The organism is Pseudidiomarina aquimaris (genome assembly GCF_003987395.1).
Lineage (GTDB): Bacteria > Pseudomonadota > Gammaproteobacteria > Enterobacterales > Alteromonadaceae > Pseudidiomarina > Pseudidiomarina aquimaris.
The window spans coordinates 104,374-129,976 of record NZ_PIPT01000003.1; the positions used below are offsets into that span (position 1 = coordinate 104,374).

Annotated in this window: 24 protein-coding genes; 16 read left to right on the plus strand and 8 right to left on the minus strand. The window is 49.9% G+C overall.

The annotated features are described in order from the left end of the window. Window positions 1–10 precede the first annotated feature (10 nt). Together oadA and CWE21_RS05010 are read left to right on the plus strand one after the other, a co-directional pair. Window positions 11–1,786 (plus strand): sodium-extruding oxaloacetate decarboxylase subunit alpha, encoded by a 1,776-nt coding sequence (gene oadA, locus CWE21_RS05005; RefSeq protein WP_126833355.1) that lies wholly within the window; start codon window positions 11–13, stop codon window positions 1,784–1,786. A 6-nt stretch (window positions 1,787–1,792) separates the two neighbouring features. Beyond that, window positions 1,793–2,923 (plus strand): sodium ion-translocating decarboxylase subunit beta, encoded by a 1,131-nt coding sequence (locus CWE21_RS05010; RefSeq protein ID WP_126833356.1) that lies wholly within the window; start codon window positions 1,793–1,795, stop codon window positions 2,921–2,923. 31 nt (window positions 2,924–2,954) lie between these two features. Here the strand turns inward: CWE21_RS05010 and CWE21_RS05015 are convergent, their stop codons facing one another. Both CWE21_RS05015 and CWE21_RS05020 read right to left on the minus strand, forming a co-directional pair. Further along, window positions 2,955–3,134, minus strand: coding sequence for a hypothetical protein (locus tag CWE21_RS05015; RefSeq protein WP_126833357.1), 180 nt, complete (start codon window positions 3,132–3,134; stop codon window positions 2,955–2,957). Continuing rightward, window positions 3,131–5,137, minus strand: coding sequence for a response regulator (locus CWE21_RS05020; protein ID WP_198675060.1), 2,007 nt, complete (start codon window positions 5,135–5,137; stop codon window positions 3,131–3,133). Before CWE21_RS05020 ends, CWE21_RS05015 begins: the two co-directional genes overlap by 4 nt. 146 nt (window positions 5,138–5,283) lie before the next feature. Between CWE21_RS05020 and gshA the strand changes: the two genes are divergently transcribed. Both gshA and CWE21_RS05030 read left to right on the plus strand, forming a co-directional pair. Next, window positions 5,284–6,909 (plus strand): glutamate--cysteine ligase, encoded by a 1,626-nt coding sequence (gshA, locus tag CWE21_RS05025; protein WP_126833359.1) that lies wholly within the window; start codon window positions 5,284–5,286, stop codon window positions 6,907–6,909. Next, complete coding sequence (locus CWE21_RS05030) at window positions 6,906–7,523, plus strand: transglycosylase SLT domain-containing protein (protein ID WP_126833360.1); 618 nt, start codon at window positions 6,906–6,908, stop codon at window positions 7,521–7,523. The genes gshA and CWE21_RS05030 overlap by 4 nt, the downstream gene beginning before the upstream one ends. A 5-nt stretch (window positions 7,524–7,528) precedes the next feature. Here CWE21_RS05030 and CWE21_RS05035 read toward each other — a convergent pair whose 3' ends face one another. Both CWE21_RS05035 and CWE21_RS05040 read right to left on the minus strand, forming a co-directional pair. Beyond that, complete coding sequence (locus tag CWE21_RS05035; protein ID WP_126833361.1) at window positions 7,529–8,830, minus strand: HlyC/CorC family transporter; 1,302 nt, start codon at window positions 8,828–8,830, stop codon at window positions 7,529–7,531. 67 nt (window positions 8,831–8,897) lie between these two features. Next, window positions 8,898–9,689, minus strand: coding sequence for a cytochrome C assembly family protein (locus CWE21_RS05040; protein WP_126833362.1), 792 nt, complete (start codon window positions 9,687–9,689; stop codon window positions 8,898–8,900). 167 nt (window positions 9,690–9,856) lie between these two features. Between CWE21_RS05040 and ffh the strand changes: the two genes are divergently transcribed. The 6 genes from ffh to tyrA all read left to right on the plus strand — a co-directional run bounded on the left by ffh (window position 9,857) and on the right by tyrA (window position 14,559). Beyond that, window positions 9,857–11,230 carry a signal recognition particle protein gene (gene ffh, locus CWE21_RS05045; protein ID WP_126833363.1) on the plus strand — a complete coding sequence of 458 codons (1,374 nt, stop codon included), beginning with the start codon at window positions 9,857–9,859 and terminating at the stop codon, window positions 11,228–11,230. Window positions 11,231–11,337: 107 nt separating this feature from the next. Continuing rightward, window positions 11,338–11,586 (plus strand): 30S ribosomal protein S16, encoded by a 249-nt coding sequence (gene rpsP / locus CWE21_RS05050; RefSeq protein WP_126769587.1) that lies wholly within the window; start codon window positions 11,338–11,340, stop codon window positions 11,584–11,586. A 37-nt stretch (window positions 11,587–11,623) separates the two neighbouring features. Further along, the gene (gene rimM, locus CWE21_RS05055; RefSeq protein WP_126833364.1) at window positions 11,624–12,154 is read left to right on the plus strand and encodes a ribosome maturation factor RimM; all 531 of its coding nucleotides are present in this window, start codon (window positions 11,624–11,626) and stop codon (window positions 12,152–12,154) included. Next, complete coding sequence (trmD, locus tag CWE21_RS05060) at window positions 12,154–12,924, plus strand: tRNA (guanosine(37)-N1)-methyltransferase TrmD (protein WP_126833365.1); 771 nt, start codon at window positions 12,154–12,156, stop codon at window positions 12,922–12,924. Before rimM ends, trmD begins: the two co-directional genes overlap by 1 nt. A 20-nt stretch (window positions 12,925–12,944) precedes the next feature. Next, window positions 12,945–13,304, plus strand: a complete 360-nt coding sequence (rplS, locus tag CWE21_RS05065; RefSeq protein ID WP_126769592.1) for a 50S ribosomal protein L19 — start codon at window positions 12,945–12,947, stop codon at window positions 13,302–13,304. 94 nt (window positions 13,305–13,398) lie between these two features. Then, window positions 13,399–14,559, plus strand: coding sequence for a bifunctional chorismate mutase/prephenate dehydrogenase (gene tyrA, locus CWE21_RS05070; RefSeq protein WP_126833366.1), 1,161 nt, complete (start codon window positions 13,399–13,401; stop codon window positions 14,557–14,559). Here tyrA and CWE21_RS05075 read toward each other — a convergent pair. Continuing rightward, window positions 14,506–14,889, minus strand: a complete 384-nt coding sequence (locus tag CWE21_RS05075; protein WP_126833367.1) for a response regulator — start codon at window positions 14,887–14,889, stop codon at window positions 14,506–14,508. The two genes, tyrA and CWE21_RS05075, sit on opposite strands and share 54 nt — an antisense overlap. A gap of 116 nt (window positions 14,890–15,005) precedes the next feature. On the opposite strand from CWE21_RS05075, the gene CWE21_RS05080 reads away from it, so the two are divergent. Then, window positions 15,006–15,629, plus strand: coding sequence for a cytochrome b/b6 domain-containing protein (locus CWE21_RS05080; protein ID WP_126833368.1), 624 nt, complete (start codon window positions 15,006–15,008; stop codon window positions 15,627–15,629). Window positions 15,630–15,633: 4 nt separating this feature from the next. On the opposite strand, the gene CWE21_RS05085 is transcribed toward CWE21_RS05080, so the two are convergent. Continuing rightward, a complete protein-coding gene (locus CWE21_RS05085) occupies window positions 15,634–16,098 on the minus strand; it encodes a c-type cytochrome (protein WP_198675061.1) in 465 nt (154 codons plus the stop codon). Window positions 16,099–16,287: 189 nt separating this feature from the next. Between CWE21_RS05085 and CWE21_RS05090 the strand changes: the two genes are divergently transcribed. The 4 genes from CWE21_RS05090 to CWE21_RS05105 all read left to right on the plus strand — a co-directional run bounded on the left by CWE21_RS05090 (window position 16,288) and on the right by CWE21_RS05105 (window position 22,811). After that, a complete protein-coding gene (locus CWE21_RS05090) occupies window positions 16,288–19,383 on the plus strand; it encodes an amidohydrolase family protein (RefSeq protein WP_126833369.1) in 3,096 nt (1,031 codons plus the stop codon). Between the two features lie 2 nt (window positions 19,384–19,385). After that, window positions 19,386–20,669 (plus strand): amidohydrolase family protein, encoded by a 1,284-nt coding sequence (locus CWE21_RS05095; RefSeq protein ID WP_126833370.1) that lies wholly within the window; start codon window positions 19,386–19,388, stop codon window positions 20,667–20,669. Window positions 20,670–20,822: 153 nt separating this feature from the next. Next, on the plus strand, window positions 20,823–21,128 hold the full coding sequence (locus tag CWE21_RS05100; protein WP_126833371.1) for an STAS domain-containing protein: 306 nt from the start codon (window positions 20,823–20,825) through the stop codon (window positions 21,126–21,128). A gap of 24 nt (window positions 21,129–21,152) precedes the next feature. Then, the gene (locus CWE21_RS05105; protein WP_126833372.1) at window positions 21,153–22,811 is read left to right on the plus strand and encodes an ATP-binding SpoIIE family protein phosphatase; all 1,659 of its coding nucleotides are present in this window, start codon (window positions 21,153–21,155) and stop codon (window positions 22,809–22,811) included. Here CWE21_RS05105 and CWE21_RS05110 read toward each other — a convergent pair. Further along, window positions 22,797–23,138, minus strand: a complete 342-nt coding sequence (locus CWE21_RS05110; RefSeq protein WP_198675062.1) for a translation initiation factor — start codon at window positions 23,136–23,138, stop codon at window positions 22,797–22,799. The genes CWE21_RS05105 and CWE21_RS05110 overlap by 15 nt on opposite strands. A 93-nt stretch (window positions 23,139–23,231) precedes the next feature. Here CWE21_RS05110 and cysB point away from each other — a divergent pair, with 93 nt between their 5' ends. Then, window positions 23,232–24,206 carry an HTH-type transcriptional regulator CysB gene (gene cysB, locus CWE21_RS05115; RefSeq protein ID WP_126833373.1) on the plus strand — a complete coding sequence of 325 codons (975 nt, stop codon included), beginning with the start codon at window positions 23,232–23,234 and terminating at the stop codon, window positions 24,204–24,206. Between the two features lie 15 nt (window positions 24,207–24,221). Here the strand turns inward: cysB and CWE21_RS05120 are convergent, their stop codons facing one another. After that, entirely contained in the window at window positions 24,222–25,595 is a 1,374-nt protein-coding gene (locus tag CWE21_RS05120; RefSeq protein WP_126833374.1) for an L-serine ammonia-lyase, read from the minus strand. Window positions 25,596–25,603 lie beyond the last annotated feature (8 nt).

Below are 25,603 nucleotides of genomic sequence, written 5' to 3' on the forward strand. Positions count from 1 at the left end.
GGAGTCTAAGATGTCAAAACCACTGCAGCTCACGGAATTAGTGTTGCGTGATGCACACCAATCGTTACTTGCGACGCGTATGCGCCTCGACGACATGTTACCTATTGCCGAGCAGCTTGATAACGTAGGCTACTGGTCAATGGAGTCATGGGGAGGCGCTACCTTTGATGCCTGTATCCGCTACCTTGGTGAAGATCCGTGGGAGCGTATCCGTGAGTTAAAGAAAGCCATGCCAAAGACGCCACAACAGATGCTGTTGCGCGGTCAAAATCTACTTGGTTATCGGCATTATGCGGATGATGTTGTGCGCCGCTTTGTCGAGCGTGCCAAAGAAAATGGCGTAGACGTATTTCGCATTTTTGACGCCATGAATGATGTGCGTAATCTGCAGACCGCTATCAAAGCAGCAAAAGAAGTTGAAGGTCATGCGCAAGGAACGCTTGCCTACACTGTCAGCCCAGTACACACGCTCGATAAGTGGGTCGCTATGGCGGAAGAGTTAGCTGATCTTGGCTGTGATTCACTGTTCATTAAAGATATGGCGGGTCTGTTACGTCCGCAAGCTGCGTATGAACTAGTGACCGCCTTGAAAAAGGCGACCGGTCTTCCTATTGCCATGCAGTGCCATGCGACGACGGGGCTTAGCACCGCTACCTACCAAAAGGCCATCGATGCTGGTATCGACATGCTCGATACGGCTATTTCTTCAATGAGTATGACCTACGGCCATTCCGCAACAGAAACCATCGTTGCAATGACCGAAGGGACTGAGCGTGATACCGGTTTGGATTTAGAGAAGCTCGAAGATATTGCCAGTTATTTCCGTGACGTACGCAAAAAATATGCACAATTTGAAGGCTCGTTGAAGGGCGTTGATGCGCGTATTCTGTTGGCACAAGTACCAGGCGGTATGTTGACCAACATGGAAAACCAACTACGAGAGCAAGGCGCGGTCGAAAAGTTCGACGAAGTGTTAGCCGAAATTCCGCGTGTGCGCGAGGACCTTGGTTATATTCCATTGGTAACGCCGACCTCGCAAATCGTTGGCACCCAAGCAGTATTGAATGTGCTAAGTGGTGAGCGCTACAAGTCCATTTCTAAAGAGACCAAGGGTGTCTTACGCGGCGAATATGGCGCCACCGCAGCGCCCGTAAATGAAGAGTTGCAGCAACGCGTTCTGGAGGGAGATGAGCCCATTACGTGTCGCCCCGCCGACTTGATTGATGACGAAATGGACAAGCTCACGAGTGAGCTACGCTCGCATGCCAAAGAGAAAAAACTACGCATCGCCAAGCATGAAGTCGATGATGTGCTGACCTACGCGTTGTTCCCACAAATTGGCCTTAAATTTCTCGAAAATCGTGATAATCCAGATGCTTTCGAGCCGGTTCCAACTGCGGAATCTGCGGATAGTAAACCTGCTGCACGTAAGCCTGCCGCAGCAGCCGGAAAAACCGCAGCTTACAGCGTTAAAGTGGATGGTAAGGTGTTTAATGTAGAAGTGGGTCCAAGTGGCGAATTAAGCGCTTCTGAACAAGCTCCGAGTGCGAATGCTGATCCGAGTAGCAGCGCGGGTGAAGAGGTAGCCGCGCCATTGGCTGGTAACGTCTTTAAGGTGGTGGTCAAAGCTGGCCAACAAGTACAAGAAGGTGATGTGTTGATCGTGCTTGAAGCGATGAAAATGGAAACCGACATTAAAGCCGATCGTGCCGGTACTGTGGCTGAGGTTTTTGCCAAAGAAGGCGACAGTGTAGCCGTTGGTGATGCCCTGTTAACGTTGGAGTAAATCAGCATGGAGAGATGGATAACTCTTTGGCAGAGTACTGCATTAGCGGCATTCACTTGGCAGCAAGCAGTGATGATGGGCGTCGGCGCATTGTTGCTCTATTTGGCGATCCGCAAGAAATTTGAGCCCTTGTTATTACTGCCGATAGGTTTCGGTGCAATTTTGGCGAATATACCGCTTGCGGGCTTTACTGAACCTGGCGGCATTCTTTACTACATTTATGTGGTAGGTATCGATACCGGCGTTTTCCCACTGCTTATTTTCATGGGCGTTGGCGCAATGACTGACTTTGGTCCGTTGTTGGCGAATCCGCGGACGCTTATCTTAGGGGCCGCAGCGCAATTTGGCATCTTTGCAACCCTATTTGGTGCGATCGCGTTAAACGTCATTCCCGGCTTTGAGTTCAGTATGAAAGATGCCGCTGCGATAGCGATTATTGGCGGTGCGGATGGCCCAACGGCCATTTTCTTGGCGTCCCGCTTAAGTCCCGAGTTACTCGGAGCTATTGCAGTAGCAGCCTATTCCTACATGGCTCTAGTGCCGATTATTCAGCCACCGATTATGAAGCTCTTAACTACCAAAGAGGAGCGTTCGGTGCGCATGGAGCAACTGCGGCAAGTAGGGCGGCGTGAGAAAATTCTCTTCCCGCTGGCGGTGTTGTTCCTAACTTTATTATTCTTGCCAACGGCAACGCCGTTAGTCGGTATGTTTTGTCTGGGCAACCTAATGCGCGAAGCTGGCGTGGTGGAGCGGTTAAGTAAAACGGCACAGAATGAGCTGATTAACATAGTGACAATTTTCCTTGGGCTAGCAGTCGGCTCAAAACTCTCTGCGAGTGAGTTTCTTACCGTCGAAACCCTAGGCATCTTAGCTTTAGGCGCAGTCGCGTTCAGTATTGGCACGGCTTCGGGCGTGTTGATGGCGAAATTGATGGCGCGTTTCAGCAAAACACCAATCAATCCACTCATTGGTGCCGCGGGCGTCTCTGCCGTTCCCATGGCGGCACGGGTCGTTAACAAAGTTGGGCTTGATGCCAACCAAAGCAATTTCTTGCTGATGCATGCGATGGGGCCAAATGTGGCGGGCGTGCTGGGGTCAGCCGTGGCAGCCGGTATTTTATTGGCGTTGGTGGGTTAAATAGCGACTGAAAAACGGCTTGCGAAGGGCGCTAAAATTGGCGCCCTGATACCCAAAGTAAAAGTGTGTAGACAGCGGCAATAAAAAGACTCACAACCAAAATGTACACGAATCCTTTGCGTCCCTGTTTGAGGTTGTAACCATTGGCGCGAAGGTATAGCCACCATAGCAAACCAAGTACCAGCGGAATAAGAAATAAAAATCGAATCATTGACGTTCCACCCAAAGTTGTAGATCCGTTGCCGCGAGTTGCGCTTGCTCGAGCATGGGTCGTAAGCGTGTAATATGATCAGCAACCTGATCAAGTTCGGCATTCTTCATCGCCAGCTCTAATTGCGCTGCAAGTTTTTCAATTCCCGATAGACCAAGGTTAGCCGCTGCGCCTTTTAGCGTATGAAAATAACGGCGTGCCTCCTCATGCTGTCCTTTACTGAGAAAATCGACCACCCGTTGCGGTGCTTCTTGGTAGCTTTCTTGTAATCGTGCGACTAAGTCAACGTACAAAACAATATTATGGTTCAGTCGCGTCAAAGCACTTTGAAAGTCAATATCATGGTGGCGCGGGTAGCGCTGCTTTTTCTCCGTAACCACGGTTGGCTTGACGGTCGGGGCCTCTTGGCGGTCGCGTCGACACCACTTTTCCAGGGCTGCTTTTAGCTTCGCCTCGTCAATCGGTTTGGCGATATGGTCTTGCATGCCAGCCGCCAACGACTGCTCGACATCTTCACTGGCGCTATTGGCTGTCATTGCAATAATCGGCAATTGCTCATAGGCGAAGCGAGAGCGAATTTCTTTCGCTGCGCGGTAGCCGTCCATGACCGGCATCTGAATATCCATAAGCACCACGCCATAGGCGTATTGTTCGACGAGCTCGATGGCTTCACCACCATGTTGTGCGAGATCGACTTGAAAGCCAAGGTGCTCGAGCATCTCTTTGGCAATATGTTGGTTGATATCATTATCTTCAACGAGTAATACGCGTGTGCCTTCTAGTTCAGACAAAGCGCTATCATGGTTGGTTTGCTGTTGTTGCGCATGTAACGCCAGAATAGAGCTTAGCTCACGTATTACTGCATGGCTGGTGTAGGGCTTTAATAAGTGGCCTTGGACACCGTACTCGCGCGCCTTATCGATAAGCTCAGTTGCGTGATAGCTAGTGGCTAAAATACACTTTAGCGCCTGATCCTCACTTAGCAGTTGCTGGCAAAGTTCCAAGCCGCTCATGCCGGGGAGTTGCCAATCGATGATGGCTGCTGCGAAAGGCGCCGCCTGGTGTCGTTGCATAGCTTCTTCCGCAGTGCGAAAACTCTCAACATCAATTTGCAGGCTACGTAATAGGTCGTTCAGCATTTCGCGCGTGGTGAGGTTGTCTTCTACGATCATGACGCGTGTGGCTGCGAGTTTTGCCAGAACGTTTGCTGGAATACGAGGTTGCTGAGGTTGCTGCAAAGGCAGTTGTAATTCGATGAAAAAAGTGGTGCCTTGCCCCTTACTACTGGTGACCCCGATACCATGTTCGTTCATTAATTTCACAATGCGTTGGCTAATTGCCAGACCTAAGCCGGTACCGCCGTATTTCCGTGTTGTCGAGGTATCTGCCTGGGTGAAAGCTTGGAACAGCTTATGGCGTTGCTCTTCGTCCATGCCGATACCGGTATCGGTTACGGAAAGCCGCAAGAAAAGGTGACTTTCGGTTTGGTCTAACTTGGTTACGGATACCACGACTTCACCATGTTCAGTGAATTTGATTGCATTACTCACTAAATTAACGAGGACCTGATTCAGGCGCAGCGGGTCGCCGATCAGCTGAGTGGGAAGGTTGGCTGGTAAATTGATGATAAATTGGAGATTCTTATCATGTGCCCGATAGGCAAAAAGATCGGCGAGGTTACGCAGCACCTCCTCTAAGTCGAAAGGAATCGACTCAATTGTCAATTTGTTCGCTTCTAACTTCGAAAAGTCTAAAAGGTCATTGATAATACCTAAAAGTATTTTCGAAGAGCCTTCGATAGATTTCAAGTAGCCGTATTGCTTGTCACTTAGTTCTGTCTTTAGGCACAACTGCGTCATCCCGAGAATGGCATTAATCGGGGTGCGGATTTCGTGGCTCATATTTGCCAGAAACTCACCTTTAGCACGGTTTGCAGCTTCTGCAGCTTCGATCGCTTGTTTTAGCTCGGCAAAGTCCTTGGAGCTGTTATCGTTGTTTGCCATATACTTCCAATCGCCAGAAATGTTGCTAAATATCATGCCACGGGCGCATGCAATCGCCAAATTATCTCATGATCATGGACGTTTGGCGCCAGAAACAGTAAGCTTTGCATCATCTAATACCTATGTAGCCAAAGGCAGGACTGAGTTTGCAAACAACACTGTTGAAGTCGCTCGAGCACTTGCAATCCCAAACGGATTTAAAGGCGTTAAAACGTATCCAACGTGGTATCGAGCGTGAGTGTCTTCGTATTACTCCAGAAGGGCGCCTAGCCGCCACCACCCACCCGTTAGCATTGGGTAAAACCCTGACGCATCCGCATATTACGACCGATTATGCAGAGATGCTGTTGGAGTTCATCACGCCGGTGGCTAGCGATATTCAGGTGACCTTGGATCAACTAACAGACATTCACAGCTACACTTATCGCTACATGGGAGATGAACTCATGTGGCCACTGAGCATGCCGTGTTTTGTTGGCGATGAACAGGATATCCATATAGCGCGTTATGGCAGCTCGCATAGTGGCCGCATGAAGAATCTTTATCGCCGTGGCTTAACCTATCGCTACGGTGGCGGCATGCAGATCATATCCGGAGTTCACTTCAACTTCTCGGTGCCGCACAGCATGTGGGAAGCCTTAGCAGCTGAAGACGGCGTGGCGGCGGACGCTGAGTACATTTCGCAGCGTTATTTCGGTTTGATCCGTAATTATAAACGTGTCTGCTGGGTGATTCCTTATTTGTTTGGAGCGTCGCCAGCGATTTGCCAATCCTTTTTGAAGCATGCGGATAGCACGTTAGAGTTGAAATCGCTTGGTAAGGGGACGGTCTATCGCGAGTATGGCACTTCGCTGCGAATGAGCGACTTAGGTTATACCAATAAAGAGCAAGCGGACTTACAAATCACCTATAACTCGCTGACGGATTATGTCACGCGGTTACGCCGCGCGATTACGACACCCTCGCAACGGTTTGCCAAAATCGGTGTGAAAGAGAAAACTGCAAACGGTGAAACTGAGTACCGTCAGTTGAACAGTAACATTTTGCAAATCGAAAACGAATTTTACTCGCCGATTCGCCCTAAGCGCGTCGCTAAGAGCGGCGAAACGCCCACTCAGGCGCTAGAGCGTGGTGGTGTTGAATACATTGAAGTGCGTGCACTTGATGTCAATCCGTTCAGTCCTATTGGTATTAGCGCCGAGCAAATTCGCATGCTCGACCTACTAGTGCTCTATTGTCTACTTAATGACAGCCCATCACTCGATTGGGATGCCCAGCAAGTCACAGAAAAGAATTTCAATAAAGTCGTGTTAGATGGGCGTAACCCGCGCTTAACCCTAGATGACAATGGCTATGACCGACCTATCAGTGATTGGTTAGAGGATATTTTCGCCGATTTACAAGCGCTGGCGCGCTTTATGGATGGCCCTGATCAGAATGACTACAGTCAAACTGTGGCCGAGCATTATCAGATGGTGCTGAATCCAGAGTTAACGCTGTCGGGTCGTATGCTGGCGATGATGCGCGAAGAAAATCTTGATAACAGCCATTTGGGCATGCGACTGGCGCGCGCGTACCAAAAAGAATTAGCGCAGCCGTTGCGCTACTTTAGCGAAGCCGATTTCAGTGCTTGGACGCAGGCTTCGATTGCTGAGCAAGAGGCGCGCGAGCAAGAAGATGAGGGGACTTCATTTGATGATTTCCTCGATAATTACTTTGCGCAAGCAAAATGCACTGCTGCTGATTGTAAAAAGGCGTCTGAGGCATCATGAGCAAGTGGCCGTTGCTCGCACTAAGCAGTGCTATGGTTTTGGGGTTAGCGGGCTGTGCCACGGCGCCGCCTGAACAACCGGATGACTTGTGCGAGATTTTCTACGAGAAACCTGACTGGTACGACGCCGCAGCTGATATGCAGGAACGTTGGGGCGTACCCATTCAGATCCCGATGGCCATCATGTACCAAGAAAGCTCATTTAAGCACGACGCGGTGCCACCGCGCGACTATTTACTATGGATTATTCCATGGGGTCGAGTAAGCAGTGCCTATGGCTACTCCCAAGCCAAAACACCGACTTGGGATGACTACGAACGCGAAACGGGTAATAGCTGGGCCTCGCGTGACTCTTTCGAGGATGCCATTGATTTTATGGGCTGGTTTATTGATAAAAGCCATCGCCTCAATGGCGTGTCAAAGTGGGACGCCTACGGCCTATACTTGAACTATCATGAGGGCTGGACCGGCTATAAGCGGCAAACCTACCGCTCGAAAGCGTGGTTGATGCGTACCGCCGAACGCGTCAAACAACGCGCGGGTAACTATGGAGCGCAACTACGACGTTGCGAGGAAGACTTGCAGAAGAACTGGTTTATCGACCTGTTCTTCTGAGGTCATTAACTAAACAGGTTTTGTTGCTCTTGATGGTGCGACTCCTGCGGCAGAAAACGAACTTGCTTTACCATACTTTCGCTACTTTCGACAATCTCGATGGCATAACCCTCAATCCGTAAGCAAAGGGGCTGTTGCGGAATATCACCGAGCCATTCGATAATCAGGCCACTGACGGTTTTTGGCCCATCGGTTGGCAATTCCCAGTTCATCTCTTTATTCAATTCACGAAGGTTAGCGGTCCCTTCGACCACGATGGAACCGTCTGCTTGGGCACTGACAGTCTCACTCGGAGCAGGGGTGATATTCGTGGTAAAGTCGCCAACGATTTCTTCGAGAATATCTTCGAGCGTTACAAGTCCTTGAATATCGCCATACTCGTCGACTACCAAGCCGATCCGTTCTTTATTGTGCTGAAATTTCAATAATTGCACGTTCAGTGGCGTACCTTCTGGAATAAAATAGATCTCGCGGGCGGCCCGGATGAGCTCGGCTTTGTCGGTTTCACTGTTGCTCTTGGTGACAATTTGCATGATGTCGCGCGCATGCAAGAAGCCAATGGCATCGTCGATCTCGCCCCGGTAAAGCAACAGACGGGTATATTGTGCCTGAGAAAGCTGTTTGATAATCGATTTGATATCGTCCTGCACATCAATACCGCTGATATCAGCACGCGGTATCATTACATCTTCAACCGTTACTTTCTCCAGATCCAAAATACTGATAAGCATGTCTTGGTGACTGCTTGGGATCATGGATTGCGCTTCGTTCACCACGGTGCGCAGCTCTTCAGAGCTCAAAGCGTCTTGACCCATGGTGGTATTCGGATTAACGCCAAGTATGCGCATGAAACCATTGGTGATGAAATTCACGGTAGCCACGAATGGATACATGATGGTCAAAAGTGGCTTCAAAATGATCGAGCTAGGAAAAGCCACGCGCTCGGGATGTAGTGCCGCGATTGTTTTTGGCGTGACCTCGGCAAAGATAAGCACGATGATGGTGAGGCCGAAGGTGGCTACCACAATGCCGGCATCGCCAAACCAACGGAAACACAGTACGGTCGCAATTGCCGAGGCACCAATGTTTACCAGGTTGTTGCCGATCAGAATAAGACCAATCAGTCGATCAGGACGATCGAGTAGATACTGTACGCGTTTCGCGCCAGAGTGATCTTGTTGAGCCAGGTGACGCAGACGGTAGCGGTTGACCGACATCATGCCGGTTTCCGAACCTGAAAAATACGCCGAGAGAAACAGTAATACCCCTAAGATAATAAGCAGGGTTGACGTGGCTATCTCGTCCAAGAAGGTTACCTATATTAAATACTTGAATGCCTAATTTAATGAGATGGTCTGACAAGTCAAGTTTGAATTAGCTCAGCAAGACATCCCGCACAAAGCGACTACCGAAATAACCTAGGCTGAGAAGGATACTCGCCACGACACTTGCGACCACCAACAAACGTCCGCGCATACCCTGCGCACGATGTAATAGGACAATCGCCAAATAAATCAGCGCGGCAATCGAGCTGAGAATGGTTTTATGTGCTTGGCCTTGTGCGAACATATCGTCGAGAAAGATAAAGCCACTGGCAATGGCAATAAATAGCAGCAGTGTGCCGGTGCTCAGCAGGCGGAAAAAATATTTCTCTACCACCATTAACGGCGGCAGGTAATTAGACAATGCGTTCACACGATGATTTTTCAGCAGATAATTCAGGTACAAGAGTTGCACTGCGTATAGGGTCGCGAGCATCAGAATGGCATACGCCAGCAAGCTCAAGACAATATGGATGGCAAGACCATGCGTGTTGGTAATAGTGGCGCCCCAATGCGCTGGGCTGAGAAACAGAATGACACAGCTGACCGCAGCGAAAACATAAATAACAGGGCGCAACACCAAACCACTATTACGTTGCACTCGCACGAACGAAAGCAGGGCGAGCAAGAATGCGACCACGCTGAGGCTACTTGCCACATTTAAGTGGTCAAAACCGTCACTGGCCAAATACCAGGTGAGTAGCGCACCATGACTCACTACCGCAGCAAGCGCAACCCAGCCATTCACGGTGGTCGCAGCACTTTCGCGGGCTAGCTGACGCCAGAGCAATCCAGCGCTGACAAGGTAAAGCACTAAAGTGAGAGCGAGCAGGCCTAGCATCATCGATTCCACGCGTTAATTGGTTTAACTGAATGTTGTAACTTACTGAGTTGGAAGCTCAAGTATATGCATTGTGCCAGAGAAACCCAATAGGATCAGGAAACTTTGCTTGAATTACGTTATAATCGCCGCCAGATTATCTCCAGCTAGTCGTAGATGGACAACAACAGATGTTTGAGAACTTAAGTGAACGCCTCTCGCAGTCGTTAAAAAATATTAGTGGTCGTGGGCGACTCACCGACGACAACATTAAAGACACCTTACGCGAAGTACGGATGGCCTTACTTGAGGCCGACGTGGCATTGCCTGTGGTGCGCGAATTTATCAAGCGCGTGAAAGAGCGTGCAGTCGGCACTGAAGTGAATAAAAGCCTGACGCCTGGCCAAGTCTTCCTGAAAATTGTGCAACAGGAACTTGAACATGCCATGGGTGAAGGCAATGTGCCATTGAACCTCGCAACTCAACCGCCAGCAGTTATTCTGATGGCCGGTTTGCAGGGGGCAGGTAAAACCACCAGTGTTGGTAAACTCGCGCGCTATCTGCGTGAAAAGCAGAAGAAAAAAGTCTTGGTTGTTTCCGCTGACGTTTATCGTCCAGCGGCGATAAAGCAGCTCGAGACGTTGGCGAATGAAGTAGAGGTTGAATTCTTCCCGTCGAGTACTGAGCAAAAGCCAGTAGCTATTGCCGAAGCGGCCATCAGCCATGCACGGAAGAAATTCATCGATGTGGTGTTAGTGGACACCGCCGGTCGTACGGCCATCGACGATGCTATGATGGCAGAAATCAAAGATTTACATGCAGCCATCAAGCCGATCGAAACTTTGTTTGTCGTGGATGCGATGACCGGTCAAGATGCTGCCAATACTGCGCAAGCCTTTAACGAAGCTTTACCGCTAACCGGTGTTGTACTGACCAAGACCGATGGTGATGCGCGCGGTGGTGCGGCCTTATCAATCCGCCACATTACCGGCAAACCCATCAAATTCTTAGGTGTCGGCGAGAAAAATACTGCGCTCGAACCTTTCCACCCAGAACGCGTGGCATCACGTATTTTGGGCATGGGCGACGTGCTCTCCTTGATTGATGAGCTTGAGCAAAAAGTCGACCGTACGAAAGCCGAGAAAGTTGCCAAAAAAGTCATGAAAGAAGGCAAGTTCTCACTTGAAGACTTTCGTGAGCAACTTGCGCAGATGCGTGACATGGGCGGTATGATGGGGCTTATGGACAAGCTGCCAGGCATGGGCAAAATGAGCGCCCAAGTCAAAGGTCAAATGGATGACAAGATGACGGTGCGTATGGAGGCAATCATTAGCTCCATGACACCGAAAGAACGTGAATTCCCCGATTTGATCAAGGGCTCACGGAAACGCCGGATCGCCGCTGGTTCGGGTACGCAAGTACAAGACGTCAATCGTTTGCTGAAGCAATTTATGCAGATGCAAAAAATGATGAAGAAAATGAAAGGCGGCGGTATGGCAAAAATGATGCGAAGCCTTGGCGGAATGGGCGGCAAAATGCCTCCAGGCATGTTCCCTAAACGCTAGAGAATACTTGCATTCGACAGAAAAATCGGTAGAATTGCCGGGCTCTTCGACCCCGGTCGGAGATTTTTCTATTTATTTAACATTATAAAACTGTATCGAGGAACGTAATGGTAACCATTCGTTTACAACGCGGCGGCGCTAAAAAGCGTCCATTCTACCAGATGGTAGTAACCGACAGTCGCAATGCCCGCGACGGTCGTTTCATTGAAAATGTAGGCTTCTTCAACCCGCTAGCGCGTGGTCAAGAAGAAAAACTACGCGTAGATCTTGAGCGTGTTGAGCACTGGGTTGGTCACGGCGCAACAGTATCTGAGCGCGTAGCCAAGCTTTTAAAAGATGCGCGTAGCGCAGCTTAATTCAGCTTAATTAATCAACGTTGGTAATCGCGTAACTATGAATCAACCTGCAGAACATGTCGTCATTGGCCAGTTAGGCGCAGTGTATGGAGTGAAAGGTTGGCTAAAAATTCAGAGTTATACCGACGACGTTGAAGCCATTTTTGATTATCACCCTTGGCAGATTCGTAAGCAGGGTAAAGTGCAAGAAGTTCAAGTCGAGGAATGGCGTCGACACAATAAAGGACTGATTGCCAAGTTGGCAGGCGTAGATGACCGTGATGCGGCGCACTTAATGACAGGTGCTGACATCATTATCGAAGCCGAACAACTGCCTGAGTTGCCAGAGGATGAATTTTACTGGCGTGACCTTATTGGTATGACTGTGGTAAACACTGACGGTTATAACATGGGGACTGTTGACCAGTTAATGGCCACAGCATCGAATGATGTGATGGTGGTGAAAGCGAACAGCAATGATGCGTTTGGTCGTTCTGAACGTCTGATTCCGTTTATTCAGAGTCAGTACATTCAAGAAGTCGACAAGGTAAACAAGCGTATCGTTGTGGATTGGCCGTCGGATTTCTAATGGCTGGAAAATTACAGGTTGGCGTGATAACGCTGTTTCCTGAAATGTTCCAAGCAATTACCGACAACGGTGTAACGGGTAGAGCAGTACGCGATGGGCTGTTAGATATTCAGCTAACGAACCCACGCGATTTTACTCACGATAAGCATCGCACCGTTGACGATCGCCCCTATGGCGGTGGTCCTGGCATGTTGATGATGGTGCAACCGCTCACCGACGCGATTGCAGCAGCCAAACAACAGCTAGGGGCTGATACCAAGGTGATGTATTTGTCACCTCAGGGTCGCAAGCTTGATCACGAAGGCGTGCAAGAACTGGCACAACGTGACAAGTTCATCTTGATTGCCGGTCGCTATGAAGGCATCGATGAGCGTGTAATAAAGCGCCACGTTGATGAAGAATGGTCGATTGGTGATTACGTGTTAAGCGGGGGCGAATTGCCTGCCATGGTCATGATTGACAGTGTGGCACGGTTAGTTCCCGGAGTGCTTGGTCACCAAGACTCAGCTGAAGAAGACTCTTTTGCAGCCGGGTTGTTGGATTGTCCGCACTATACACGACCAGAAGTTTTAGATGGTGAGGCGGTTCCACCAGTGTTACTGAGTGGAAATCATGAAAAAATTAGACGCTGGCGTCTGCAGCAGGCTCTCGGTAGAACCTGGTTGCGACGTCCAGAAATGTTAAACAGCCTAGCTCTGACTGACGAACAGCAACAGCTACTCGATGAATTTATTCATCAATACCAAGCTGATTCTGATGCGGGTAGTTAATCTAGGAAAGTGAGGCTAACATGGCAAAAGTAAGTCAAAATTTGATCAAAGCGATCGAAGACGAACAAATGAAAACCGACCTTCCGGACTACGCACCGGGCGATACAGTGGTCGTTAATGTTAAAGTTGTTGAAGGTAACCGTGAGCGTGTTCAGGCATTTGAAGGCGTGGTTATCGCTAAGCGCAACCGTGGTTTACATTCTTCTTTCACGGTTCGTAAAGTATCAAATGGTGAAGGCGTTGAGCGTACATTCCAAGCGCACAGCCCAATCATCGATAGCATCAAAGTGAAGCGTAAAGGTGCGGTACGTCGTGCTAAGCTTTACTACTTGCGTGAGCGTTCAGGTAAATCTGCACGTATCCGTGAGAAGCTGTCTTAAGATCAGCTTAGATCTGAAAAAACCCGCCAATGGCGGGTTTTTTTATGCCCGAAATAAGGCACAATAAAAGCTCTAGAGAAGTAAGGAGCCCAGGATGTCAGACGCCGCTGTCCCCAACGACCCGCAACAACGCTTACAGCAATTGCGTGAAGCAATTGATGAAACCGATAACGCATTATTACAACTCTTGCAGCGTCGCCGTCAGCTCGCCGCTGAAGTCGGGACCGTGAAGCGTAGCTTGGGCCAGCCACTTTATGTTCCAGAGCGTGAAGTAAAGCTCATCGCGGCGCGACGCAGCGAGGCTGAGGCGATAGGCTTATCACCTGATCTGATTGAGGATGTCCTGCGCCGGGTGATTCGTGAGTCTTATCAGCAACAGCAAGCGGCAGACGTACATCTGGAAGACAAAACCATTGTTGTGGTGGGCGGTTACGGTGCGCTCGGTGGACTCTTTGCCGAACGTTTCCGCGAGGCTGGCGCACACGTACATTGCATTGGCGAAGGAGAGCAAGATCAATTAGCAGCTGTGTGTGCCAACGCCGACTTGGTACTTGTGAGTGTGCCCATCGCTGTCACCGAGGCGGTGATTGAGACCTTGCCGCAGCTGCCGGAACATTGCATCCTTGCGGATGTTACCAGTATCAAGGCAAAGCCATTGCAAGCCATGCTTAAGCAGCATCAGGGCCCAGTGGTTGGCCTGCATCCTATGTTTGGACCGCAGGTAGCGACCTTAGCGAAACAGCTGATCGTGGTGACCGAGGGCCGCGACGCTCCGGCCTATCAATGGTTGCTCAACACTTTGATCCGTTGGGGGGCTCAGCTCTATCAAACCAGTGCCGAGCGTCATGATGAAGCCATGGGCTTTATTCAAGTGATGCGCCACCTTTCCACGTTTGTATATGGCGCGCACCTCGCCAGTGAAAAAGCCGACTTGCAAGAGCTGTTAGATCTCAGCTCCCCGATTTATCGTTTGGAGTTAATGATGGTCGGGCGCTTATTCGCACAGAACGCTGATCTATATGCCGATATTATTCTCGCGCACCCTGAGAACTTCGCCATGATGCGCCGCTATCTGGAGAGCTTTACGCAGGTACTCGGCCAGCTTGAGCAGGGAGACAAATCAGGTTTTGTTGAGAAATTCGCCGAGATAAGCGACTACTTTGGCGAATTCTCACAAAAGTTTTTAGAGGACAGCCAGCGCTTACTTGCCAGTGCCGGCGATGCGCATCAGCTCAGTCAAGTCGCTGGGCGCTAGTGGCTTTTGAAGTAACGTATTAATGCCGGCGGCTTTGCATTCCGCGCTATATTCGCTCGGGTCATGGCCGGAAATCATGGCGGTGGTCGGGGTTTGCTCGCCTAATGCGTCATGAACTTTGCAATAGAGTTCAACGCCATTAAAATCAGGTAGTTCGTGGTCAAGCAGGACAAGATCGGGGCGTTTTTCCACGATGAGTTCGAGTGCTGCTTGGCCGCTTTGTGCGGTACTAATTTGGGTGTCGGGAAAGTGGCTGAGCATGGCTTTCATGACTTCGAGAGAAATGAGGTCGTCATCGACGATGACAACATGAGTTTCCGCAGCAGCCATAAATCCCCCTTAAAAGCGTTGTTTGCTATTCGCTGTTTGCTGTTTGAGAAGACAGATTAAAATAGCGCTCATGTTTTGGCAAACATCAAACATCAAACATCAAACAACAGTGGGTTATGAAGATTTGGGATAGTTTTGTGCGCGGCTACCACTGGCTTCTGGTGATGGCCATTTTCGGTCTTTGGTGGACCGCAGAAGAAGCTCTTATGGACTGGCATATGCGCATTGCTTTTGCCGTTGGAGCATTGTTACTAACGCGTTTCGTGTGGGCAATCGTTGGTAGTGAAAATGCACGCTTGCGGGCTTTTTTCCGTGGCCCCAAAGAGGTGGTACAGCATCTCAAGCATCTACAACGAAAAGACTACACGCCAACCGCAACCCATAACCCCGCTGGCGGTTGGGCTGTGATGTTGATGTGGGCGCTGCTGGTCGTGCAGGTTTCCACCGGCTTATTTGCGACCGACGAGATCTTTTTCTCGGGCCCTTTAGCGAGTCTTGTTAGCAGCGATCTGCAAGGGCAATTAACCGATTTACACGAGTTAAACTTTAATGTGTTACTCACGGTTATTGGCTTACACGTCTTTGCAATTCTGGTTTATCGGCTGAAGGGCGTAAATTTGCTGGGGGCCATGCTGCATGGCAAACGCGAGGGCGTTTCGCAGCCGAAGTTAGTAAATGGCAGTTTGGCTTGGGCACTGGCCGCGGCGATTGCAGCCAGTGCGTACTATTTTTGGTGGTAAACGCTTAGTCTTTGTATTGGTCGTGGCAACCTTTACAGTTTTTTGCGGCGGTCATGAAGGCGGAGCGCATTTGCCCTTGATCGCCGGTTGCCGCTGCAGCTTGTAAGGCATTCGCGTCGACTTGAAGTTGCTCAGCGCGTTCCTGAAAGTCATCCCAGTTATCCCAGATAGCGGGCAAGGCATCAGTGTTATTGCCAGGCATTGCGCCTTCTTGACTAAAACCAACCCACGGGACTGACGCTAGGGCTGCAAAGGTTTCCGCACGCTCTGCGAAAATAGCTGCATCGAACGGCATGTCGCCCTTTAGCATATCGCCCATGTAGGCGAAGTTGTTTTGCATCACTGAAAGTGCTTTTTGGCGATACTCGACCGCTTTATCGGCATCATTGAAAGCGTGTTGTGCGATGCCTGCGGTACTGACGATGAGTGCGGTAGCAACCGTGAATGTTTTGAGCGTTTTCTTCAACATGAAAGAACCCCTTTTTAGAATTGTATCGTATTCAAACTCATGACTAGCATACAACGCTTTACCGATTGTTCTAAGCTGTTTGTCCCTAAAGGCATTGCACTCAGCGCATGAATCCACTTAATGTAGGCTAGAACGTAAAGAATTTAAACCAAAACTCCAACTGCAGAACAACCTACCAAGGGGATGCCGATGATTAGCAGTAACCGCCTCAGCAAGTTGGCGGTGGCGATGTGTGCCGCGTTACCAGCGCTGGCAAGTGCGTCGCAGACCACAACTGTGCAAGGGTTGCATGACAACTCATCAAGTTTCGTCGCATTGCAAAATGCGACTATCATTACCGAGCCAGGCCGTAGCATTGAAAATGCCACGTTAGTGATTCGAAATGGCAAAATTGAACGCATCAATGAAAACAACCGAGCACCAGAGGGTGCGCGTGTGGTTGATTTAACCGGCCATACGATCTATCCGGGTTTTATCGATGCCTATAGCAACTATGGCGTACCAGCGCCGAAGCAAGAGCAACGTGGCCCTTGGTTTTCAACACGCCCGGAATACAACAATAAGCGTGAAGGCGGTAATGCGGCGAACGATGCAATTCATGCCCAAGAACGTTGGGTCAGTGCCTCTGCATCAGATATGAAAGCAGCCAAAGACTATATTGAGCAGGGTTTTACTGCGGTCCAAAGTGCGCGCTTGGATGGTATCTTTCAAGGCCAAGCAGTGACCTTGTCGCTGGCTGATAAAATCGCCAATGATGTGATTTATAATGCTGAAAGTCGCCACTTTGGTTCTTTTGATAAGGGGACGTCTCAACAGCAATATCCGAATTCACTCATGGGCTCGATTGCCTTAATTCGGCAAACGCTTTCCGATGCAAACTGGTACGAGCAAGCTTATGGCAAAGATGCCTATAACGGCCCGGTAGAATACAACGCTGCTTTAGCAGAGCTGGGACCGATTGAACAAGAGGGCATGGTTTTTGCCGTAACTGACGACAAGTCACTGCTTCGCGCCCATGCAGTATTGAGTGAATTTGATGTGCCAGTCACTTTTGTCGGTTCCAATTATGAGTATGCCCGTCTCGACGCGGTGAAAGCCACGCAGGCAAAACTTATCCTGCCGCTCAACTTCCCTGCGGCACCTGAAGTGTCAGGTGTAAACGACGATCTCGATGTCGATTTAGCCGATCTACGCCACTGGGAGCGCGCACCGGGTAATGCTGCAGCGCTGGCGAGCGCTGATATCGACTTCTCATTCACCTTACATCAGCTAAAAAAAGCAGGTGATTTCTGGCCGAATCTGCGCAAAGCGGTTCAACATGGTTTGGATAAAGATCGTGCGCTTGCTGCACTTACCACGGTTCCAGCACAAATTGCCGGTGTTAGTGATAAGGCCGGTAAGCTAGCGCCAGGCTACATGGCTGATTTTGTCATCGCTGAAGGGGACTTGTTCACCGACGGAACCATTAAATCAGTTTGGCTACAAGGTGCGGAAACTGAGCTAGCGCCTTTGCGTACAGCCAATTTTGCTGGGACTCTCGAGGCAGAGTTGGCCGGCCAAGCGGTAAGCTTTGAGTTCACGGGGTCTGACCGCGTAAGTGGTAGCCTGAAGGTCGGCGACGACAGCCATAAACTGCGCTCGGTACGTCGCGATGATGGCCATCTTAACTTTGTTGTTGATGCGACTATCGATGGTGCCCAAGGGGCATGGCGTGTGCAACTTGAACAAACTGCCGAGCATGCGTACGCCGGTGTAGCAGTGGGTCCTCAAGGGCAGCAATTGGCTTTCACCGCTAACCGCGCAGCAAGTGCTGAGACTGAAGTGACCACGGACAGCGCCGATAAGGCTGACAGCACCGTTGATTATGTCAGCCGTCTTACCTATCCGAATGTCGCCTATGGGCTCAATGGCCTGCCGGCACGACAAAACTTGCATATTAAAAACGCAACGGTTTGGACAGCGGATGAAGACGGTGTCTTGGAAAACACTGATATTTTGATTCGCGATGGCGAGTTCTATCGTATTGGTGAAGATTTACGCACCCCGTCAGGCTACGAGGTAATTGATGCGACTGGAATGCACGTCACGCCGGGCATTATCGATGAACATTCGCACATCGCTATTGACCGCGGTGTCAACGAAGGTTCTGAAGCAATCACCTCAGAGGTTCGTATTGGCGATGTAGTCAACCCTGATGACATTCACATCTATCGTTCGTTAGCTGGCGGTACGACGATGGCCCAGCTACTGCATGGCTCAGCCAATCCAATTGGCGGTCAAGCTCAGGTGATTAAACTTCGCTGGGGCGCAACGGCTGACCAGATGAAATTTGATGCGGCGCCGCCGTCCATCAAGTTCGCGCTGGGTGAGAACGTGAAACAAAGTCGCTATCCGTCATGGCTGAGCTCTCGCTATCCGCAAACGCGGATGGGGGTTGAAACACTGATGCGTGATGGTTTTACCGCGGCCTTAGAATATCGCGATCGTATGCAAGCCTACGAAAAGTTAAGTCGTAGTGAGCGGGCGAAAACCGCTGCACCACGTCCTGACTATCGCCTCGAAACCTTACTTGAAATCCTTGATCGCGAGCGCTTTGTACATGCTCACAGCTACGTGCAGTCAGAAATCTTAATGCTCCTGCGTTTAGCCGAGGACTTTAACTTTACCCTGACGACCTTTACTCACATTTTGGAAGGCTACAAAGTTGCCTCTGAAATGGCCAAGCACGGCGCTGGTGGTTCGTCTTTCGCTGACTGGTGGGCTTACAAGTTCGAGGTTTATGATGCGATTCCGCACAATGCCTGTTTAATGTCTGAAAAAGGCGTTTTAACTAGCATTAACTCCGATAGTAATGATTTACAGCGCCGCCTGAATACCGAGGCTGCTAAGTCCGTTACCTATTGTGGTATGGACGAGCACGAAGCACTGAAAATGGTGACCTTAAATCCAGCCAAGCAACTCAAAATTGATGAATATGTGGGTAGTATCAAGCCTGGTAAGCATGCGGATTTTGTCATCTGGAATAACCATCCGTTGAGCTCTTATGCGCGTGTCGAGCAAACGTGGATCAACGCTCGCAACTTCTTCAACCGCGAACGTGACGAAGAGCTGCGCGCAGAACTCCAGACTGAGAAGCAAGCGTTGATGCAAAAAGTTTTAGCTGACCCTAACGCAAGTAAGGGCGAGAGTAATGGCTACAAACGCGAGCAACCAGCTTGGCACTGCGACACTGAACATGATACCTGGCTAGGTACCTTTACTGCGCATAGCCACGGAGGACACTAATAATGAAGAAACTATTAATAGCGGTTGCTGCGGCGACAGTCACTTTGTCTGCTGCTGCCAACGATATCGTGCCGGCGGAGCCACAACAGCAACCCATTTTGCTGCAGAATGGCACCTTACACACGGTGACCAATGGCGTGCAAGAAGACACGGACTTACTCTTTGTCGACGGTAAGATAAGTGCTATTGGCAGTGACTTGGCAGCTCCAGCAGGGGCGCAGATCATTGATATTAGCGGCAAGCACGTGTACCCAGGTGTCATTGCGCTGGATACCACCATTGGCTTGCGTGAAATTGAGGCCGTACGCGCTACTGAGGACGCCGAAGAAGTAGGTGCAGTGACGCCAGAAGTTTCCGGTCATGTGGCTTATAATCCGGATTCAGAGGTGATTCCGACTATTCGCTACAACGGTGTATCGCATGCGCAAATCGTTCCGCAAGGCGACTTAGTTATGGGGCGTTCGAGTTTATTGCAACTCGACGGTTGGACCTATGAAGATGCCGGTGAGCGATTGAACGTGGGAGTTCACGTTAATTGGCCGCGCGTTGGCATCAATACCGCATGGTGGGAGCGTCGTTCGCCGGAAGAACAACGCAAAGCCAATGCTGAAGCCCGTAAGAACCTAGAAAAAACCTTGGTACAAGCGAAAGCTTATTATGACGCTAAGCTTGCTGGGGAGTTACAGGGTACCGACCTGCGTTGGGAAGCAATGCTTGGCCTGTTTGACGGTACATCAACTTTGTTTGTACACGCTAACGACCAGCGTCAAATCGAAGAAGCGATGGACCTTACGCAAGAATGGGGCTTTGATTGGGTGCTGATGGGCGCTCGGGACGCATGGCGCATGGCTGATGAACTCGCGGCGGCTGAAGTTCGCGTGGTGTTCGGTGCGCCGTTTGGTCTACCAAGTCGTCATGACGAAGCCTTTGACCAAGCGTTTGCAACGCCGGCCGCACTTGCTGAAGCTGGCGTGAACTTTGCGCTTAGCTATCCAGGTTATTGGGATGTTCGTAACTTACCGTTTGCGGCGGGTAACGCTGTTGCTTATGGCTTAGATCGCGAAGCTGCGCTGGCAGCTATTACGCTCAAACCAGCCGAGTTTCTCGGTGTTGCCGACCGTCTTGGTTCACTCGAAGAGGGCAAGCAAGCAACCCTGGTTATTTCTGCGGGAGATTTGCTGGACCCAATTGGACAAAAGGTAGAAGCATTATTTATTGAGGGGCGTAACGTTGATTTAAACAACCGTCATTTGCAACTCTATAATAAATATAAGCAAAAGCCTTAAGTAAAATGTTAAAGACAAAAGCCGATTCATTAGAGTCGGCTTTTTTTATTCAGGATTAGCGTAAAAATACGCGGCAAAGCTTGTGTTTAGTGGCTTCTATTGGCACTATTTACAGGTCTCTAATCAAATAATAACAATCAAAGTAGGTATCGAATGTCGGTTTCCCGTCACTTAACGAGCGATGGCAAAGAGTTAACGATCTCAATACATGGCAAATTTGACTTTGGAGTCGTTAATGATTTTCGCCGAGCCTATAGCTCGCTCGGCGATGAAAAGCCAAGAGTTTACATCGATTTACGAGAAACAGAATATTTAGATAGTTCAGCATTAGGGATGTTACTTAATATGCGTAAAGCAATTAACGAACATGTTGAATCTATCCACATCATCAATTGTCGCGCCGAAGTTCGCAACATCCTCGATATTTCGCGTTTCGATAAACTCTTTATTATCGACTAATCGTCGGTAACGGAGGCTCTCGTTATGTTGCAGCCGTCCAAACAAGCCGTTATTGACATCTTTCATGATGATTCGTCGTTCGCTGCGCAAGTAATCGCAGAGGTGCGACGTTTACGGCTGGCACGGAAGATACGGCAACGCAAGTTGGCAACGTGGTCTGCTGCAGATCATCCTCCGCATCCAACGCTTCTAGTCACTGTCGATGCTACCGGCGTGTTAACACCCGCGTTAGCTTGCGCTGAGCAATTGCTTATCGTTCCGGAGCCATTAAGTATAAGAGAGCTATCGCGTTGGCCGGGCGAAGTGATTGAATGGCCGCTCCACCCGACACATTTGTCGCGCCGTATTCAACGTGTATGCAATGCTTTTAATACCGCAGGGCAGTTGCGCGCGGTGCGCGAAAGCCTTTTCTGGCACAATCGCCGTGTCGATCGCGAATATGAGTTGATTGAACACATTTTTCGTAACGCACTAAGCCGCAACTATCTTGATTACCCGCATATCCGAACCTTGCTGGCGCCGGCAGCAAAATTTAACGGCGATCTGTGTTTAGTAACACCAGGGCCGCAAGGTGGCTTATACGTGATGATGGCCGATTTCACGGGGCATGGCTTGGCTCCGGCTACAGGCGCGCTGCCACTTTCTCAAGCCTTTTTCGCCATGGCAGACCGAGGCGTGTCGATTGCTGAGATGGTCACTGAGTTTAATTATCGGCTACATCGCCTGTTACCCAATGACATGTTCTGCGCCTGCTTTATTTTGGAGCTGTCGGCCAGTGGAGAGCGTTTGTCCTATTGGAATGGTGGCATGCCCCCAGCGTTGGTTTATGACGCCGAGGGAACGATTCGTCACCGCTTAAAAGCGCAGCACATGGCGCTTGGCGTGTTGTCCCCCGATGACTTTGATGCACAACTGGTAACCATCCGAACTGAACGCTCTGACTTTGTGGCGCTTTATACTGACGGTGTGATTGAGCTGCTGAGTCAACAACATGAATTTCTGGGTGCGGAAACGTTTGAGCGCTATCTCGCCGACTATCCGAGTCTGAGTGACTTTGATCGCCTTGTGGCCAAGCTTGAGAGCTTTCGCGGTAATCAGCCGCTGCATGATGATTTATCGTTGGCGGTCTTGCAGTGTCTTCCTACAGAGTTAGGTGCACCGGATGAAGAAGCCGAAGTCCATGCACTGCCGTTTAGTTTTGAATCACGACTTACCGTTGAAGACTTGCAACAGCTTGATGTCGTCAGTGCGGTCCTCAGTGTGCTTCGGCGTTTGCCAAAGTTACGTAGTCATCGCACGACGATTTACCTATTGCTAGCTGAAGCTTTTAACAACGCCCTAGAACATGGCCTATTAGGGCTCGATTCACGCATGAAAAATGATCCTGAGGGGTTCGCTTACTATTACCAACTCCGTGCGGAACGACTGGCGGCGTTACGCGAAGGCTGGATTGCAATTCGTGTGGAATATCATCCCCATGAACATTATTTGAAGTTTAACTTAGCGCATTCGGGCGAACCCTATGACCTCACTGAATTAGAGCAAGATAACCAGATACAGCGTACTTATGGCCGTGGTGTAACGTTACTGCAGCAGCTCGCCGACAATGTCCAGTGGCATGCCAACGGGCAAAGTGTCGAATTCGGTTACTACCTCAACAACGGCAACTCAACCGCCCGCTAGTTTCACCGTAAAGCCCTGTTGCTCGAGATAGGCTTTACTCGCTGCGCGCTGGTCACCTTGTAATTCAATCGTGCCATTTTTTACACTGCCACCCACACCACACTGTTTGCGTAAGGCTTTTGCATAGCGTTGCAAGAGTTCTTCTTGAGCAGGCAAGTCAAGAAGAACCGTGACACCTTTACCTTTACGCCCTTTGGTTTGGCGCTGAATACGCACCGGTAAACTGGTATCGGGCGTAACCTCTTGGGTTTGTGCGTCAGGCGTCGTAGCAGGCTCGTTGCTGCTGGAAAAACCTAAGTTCTTTAATTGCTCAGATAAGCTTGACACAGAATCCTCATATTTTAAGCTTGGAATAACTAATGATCGTGTTATATATTTTTAGAATAAGTGAACCATCACCTGTGAGGCTAGAGTTCGGCCATGAAATTGCAGCAGTTACGCTACATTGTGGAAGTATTAAATCATAACTTGAATGTTTCAGCGACCGCCGAGAGTCTCTACACCTCGCAGCCAGGGATCAGTAAACAGGTCAGGATGCTTGAAGATGAGCTAGGGATCAAAGTTTTTGAGCGTAGTGGTAAGCACTTAACGAAAGTAACTCCCGCCGGTGAAGAGGTGATTGTCATCGCGCGCGAAATTTTAAGCAAAGTCGACAGTATAAAAGCGGTAGCAAATGAACACACCTTACCCGACCAAGGTAAGCTGAATATCGCCACAACGCATACACAGGCTCGCTATGCGTTGCCGGCAAAAATAAAGCAATTCATGCAGCGTTATCCAAAAGTTTCGCTGCATATGCATCAAGGTTCACCAGAGCACATTAGCGGACTCGCTGCCAAAGGTGTCGCCGATTTTGCTATTGCAACCGAAGCCCTGCATCTCTATCAAGACCTTATCATGCTGCCGTGCTACCACTGGAATCGCTCAATCATCGTACCTAAGGATCATCCGCTCACTGAGTCGAATCATGTCAGCATAGCGCAGCTTGGCGAATTTCCTATTGTGACTTACGTCCATGGTTTTACTGGGCGTTCTGAACTCGATCGCGCCTTCAGTGCGGCAGGAATCGCGCCCAACGTGGTATTTACGGCAACCGATGCGGATGTCATCAAAACCTACGTGAAGGCTGGATTAGGCGTGGGTGTGGTTGCCACTATGGCGTTTGATGCGCAGCACGACAAAGGCTTAGTCGCATTGCCAGCACAGCACCTTTTTGCGCCAAGTACGACTAAGATAGGCTTTCGCAAAGGAACTTTTTTACGTAACTACATGTTTGAGTTTATCGAGACCTTTGCACCGCACTTGACCAAACCGGTAGTTGAAGAGGCGATGCAACAGCGTACACAAGACGCTGTTGATCGCTTATTTACCCAAGTGCAACTGCCAACACTCTAATGTGCAGGTGCGTGTTTAACACTCAATGATATTGACGGCGAGGCCGCCACGTGCGGTCTCTTTGTATTTGGTTTTCATGTCGTTGCCGGTGTCCCACATGGTTTTGATCACTTTGTCGAGTGAGACTTTGTGATCGCCGCTTCCACGCAACGCAAGGCGCGCAGCATTAATAGCTTTCACTGCCCCCATGGCATTACGCTCAATGCAAGGGACTTGTACCAAGCCACCTACAGGGTCACAGGTTAGGCCGAGGTTATGCTCCATACCAATTTCCGCGGCATTTTCGACATTGCTCGCGTTGCCGCCCATGAGCTCCGCTAACGCACCCGCTGCCATAGAACAAGCGACACCTACCTCACCTTGACAACCGACTTCAGCACCGCTAATTGAGGCATTTTTCTTATACAAAATACCGATGGCTGCAGAGGTCAACAGAAAACGCACGACCGTTTCTTCGTCGAGCGGTGAGATAAACTTGTCAGCATACTTCATGACCGCCGGAATGATGCCTGCGGCGCCGTTGGTTGGCGCGGTTACAACGCGTCCACCTGCGGCATTCTCTTCGTTTACCGCAAGGGCAAATAAGTCCACCCAGTCCATGGTTTGCATTGGGTCTGCTGACTTTTCGTTCTTCAGGCGTTGATAAAGCCCTGGAGCGCGACGACGCACCTTCAAACCGCCGGGTAAGATGCCCTCGGTTTTAATGCCACGGTCGATACATTCGTCCATGGTTTGCCAAATATGCATCAGGCGCTCGCGAATTTCTTTTTCGCTGCGGAACACTTTCTCGTTGGCAAGCATGAGTGAGCTAATACGCAAACCATGCTCATTGCACTGCGAGAGGAGCTCGGCGGCGCTATCGAATGGGTATGGGATCGGCTTACTCGATTGTTCGATGGCTTCCTCTAAGGTGTCATCGAAGTCGGCATCGCGGACAATAAAGCCACCGCCAATGGAGTAGTAAAGATCCTTATAAATGACCTCGTCGCCTTTGTAGAGGCGTAACTCCATAGCATTAGCGTGACGGGGCATAGTTTTGCGTCGATGAAAGGTGATTGCCCCTTCGCGCGGAAACTTAATCTCGTGTTCACCCAGTAACTTCAGCCGTTGGCTTTTCTCCGTCGTGGCTAAAAACTCATCGACTACCGTGGTATCTACGGTTTCGGGGTCTTCACCGGCAAGTCCGAGGATAACAGCTTTACCAGTACCGTGGCCTTTACCGGTTTGGCCAAGAGAGCCGAATAGCTCGACTTTGATGCCGGTAGCTTCGCTAAGCGATACCTTTTGTGCCGCGTCATGCAGAAATTCTTTAGCTGCGCGCATAGGTCCGACAGTATGTGAACTCGATGGGCCAATACCCACTTTGTAGATATCAAAAACACTAATCATAAATGTAT

Coding starts and splice junctions, on each gene's coding strand:
- CWE21_RS05020 (WP_198675060.1), bottom strand. CDS start 5,137: ATGGCAAACAACGATAACAGCTCCAAGGACTTTGCCGAGCTAAAACAA.
- trmD (WP_126833365.1), top strand. CDS start 12,154: ATGGCTGGAAAATTACAGGTTGGCGTGATAACGCTGTTTCCTGAAATG.
- CWE21_RS05075 (WP_126833367.1), bottom strand. CDS start 14,889: ATGGCTGCTGCGGAAACTCATGTTGTCATCGTCGATGACGACCTCATT.
- CWE21_RS05080 (WP_126833368.1), top strand. CDS start 15,006: ATGAAGATTTGGGATAGTTTTGTGCGCGGCTACCACTGGCTTCTGGTG.
- cysB (WP_126833373.1), top strand. CDS start 23,232: ATGAAATTGCAGCAGTTACGCTACATTGTGGAAGTATTAAATCATAAC.
- CWE21_RS05120 (WP_126833374.1), bottom strand. CDS start 25,595: ATGATTAGTGTTTTTGATATCTACAAAGTGGGTATTGGCCCATCGAGT.
- CWE21_RS05090 (WP_126833369.1), top strand. CDS start 16,288: ATGATTAGCAGTAACCGCCTCAGCAAGTTGGCGGTGGCGATGTGTGCC.
- CWE21_RS05085 (WP_198675061.1), bottom strand. CDS start 16,098: ATGTTGAAGAAAACGCTCAAAACATTCACGGTTGCTACCGCACTCATC.
- rplS (WP_126769592.1), top strand. CDS start 12,945: ATGGCAAAAGTAAGTCAAAATTTGATCAAAGCGATCGAAGACGAACAA.
- rpsP (WP_126769587.1), top strand. CDS start 11,338: ATGGTAACCATTCGTTTACAACGCGGCGGCGCTAAAAAGCGTCCATTC.
- rimM (WP_126833364.1), top strand. CDS start 11,624: ATGAATCAACCTGCAGAACATGTCGTCATTGGCCAGTTAGGCGCAGTG.
- CWE21_RS05100 (WP_126833371.1), top strand. CDS start 20,823: ATGTCGGTTTCCCGTCACTTAACGAGCGATGGCAAAGAGTTAACGATC.
- CWE21_RS05015 (WP_126833357.1), bottom strand. CDS start 3,134: ATGATTCGATTTTTATTTCTTATTCCGCTGGTACTTGGTTTGCTATGG.
- CWE21_RS05040 (WP_126833362.1), bottom strand. CDS start 9,689: ATGATGCTAGGCCTGCTCGCTCTCACTTTAGTGCTTTACCTTGTCAGC.
- ffh (WP_126833363.1), top strand. CDS start 9,857: ATGTTTGAGAACTTAAGTGAACGCCTCTCGCAGTCGTTAAAAAATATT.
- CWE21_RS05095 (WP_126833370.1), top strand. CDS start 19,386: ATGAAGAAACTATTAATAGCGGTTGCTGCGGCGACAGTCACTTTGTCT.
- oadA (WP_126833355.1), top strand. CDS start 11: ATGTCAAAACCACTGCAGCTCACGGAATTAGTGTTGCGTGATGCACAC.
- CWE21_RS05030 (WP_126833360.1), top strand. CDS start 6,906: ATGAGCAAGTGGCCGTTGCTCGCACTAAGCAGTGCTATGGTTTTGGGG.
- CWE21_RS05010 (WP_126833356.1), top strand. CDS start 1,793: ATGGAGAGATGGATAACTCTTTGGCAGAGTACTGCATTAGCGGCATTC.
- tyrA (WP_126833366.1), top strand. CDS start 13,399: ATGTCAGACGCCGCTGTCCCCAACGACCCGCAACAACGCTTACAGCAA.
- CWE21_RS05105 (WP_126833372.1), top strand. CDS start 21,153: ATGTTGCAGCCGTCCAAACAAGCCGTTATTGACATCTTTCATGATGAT.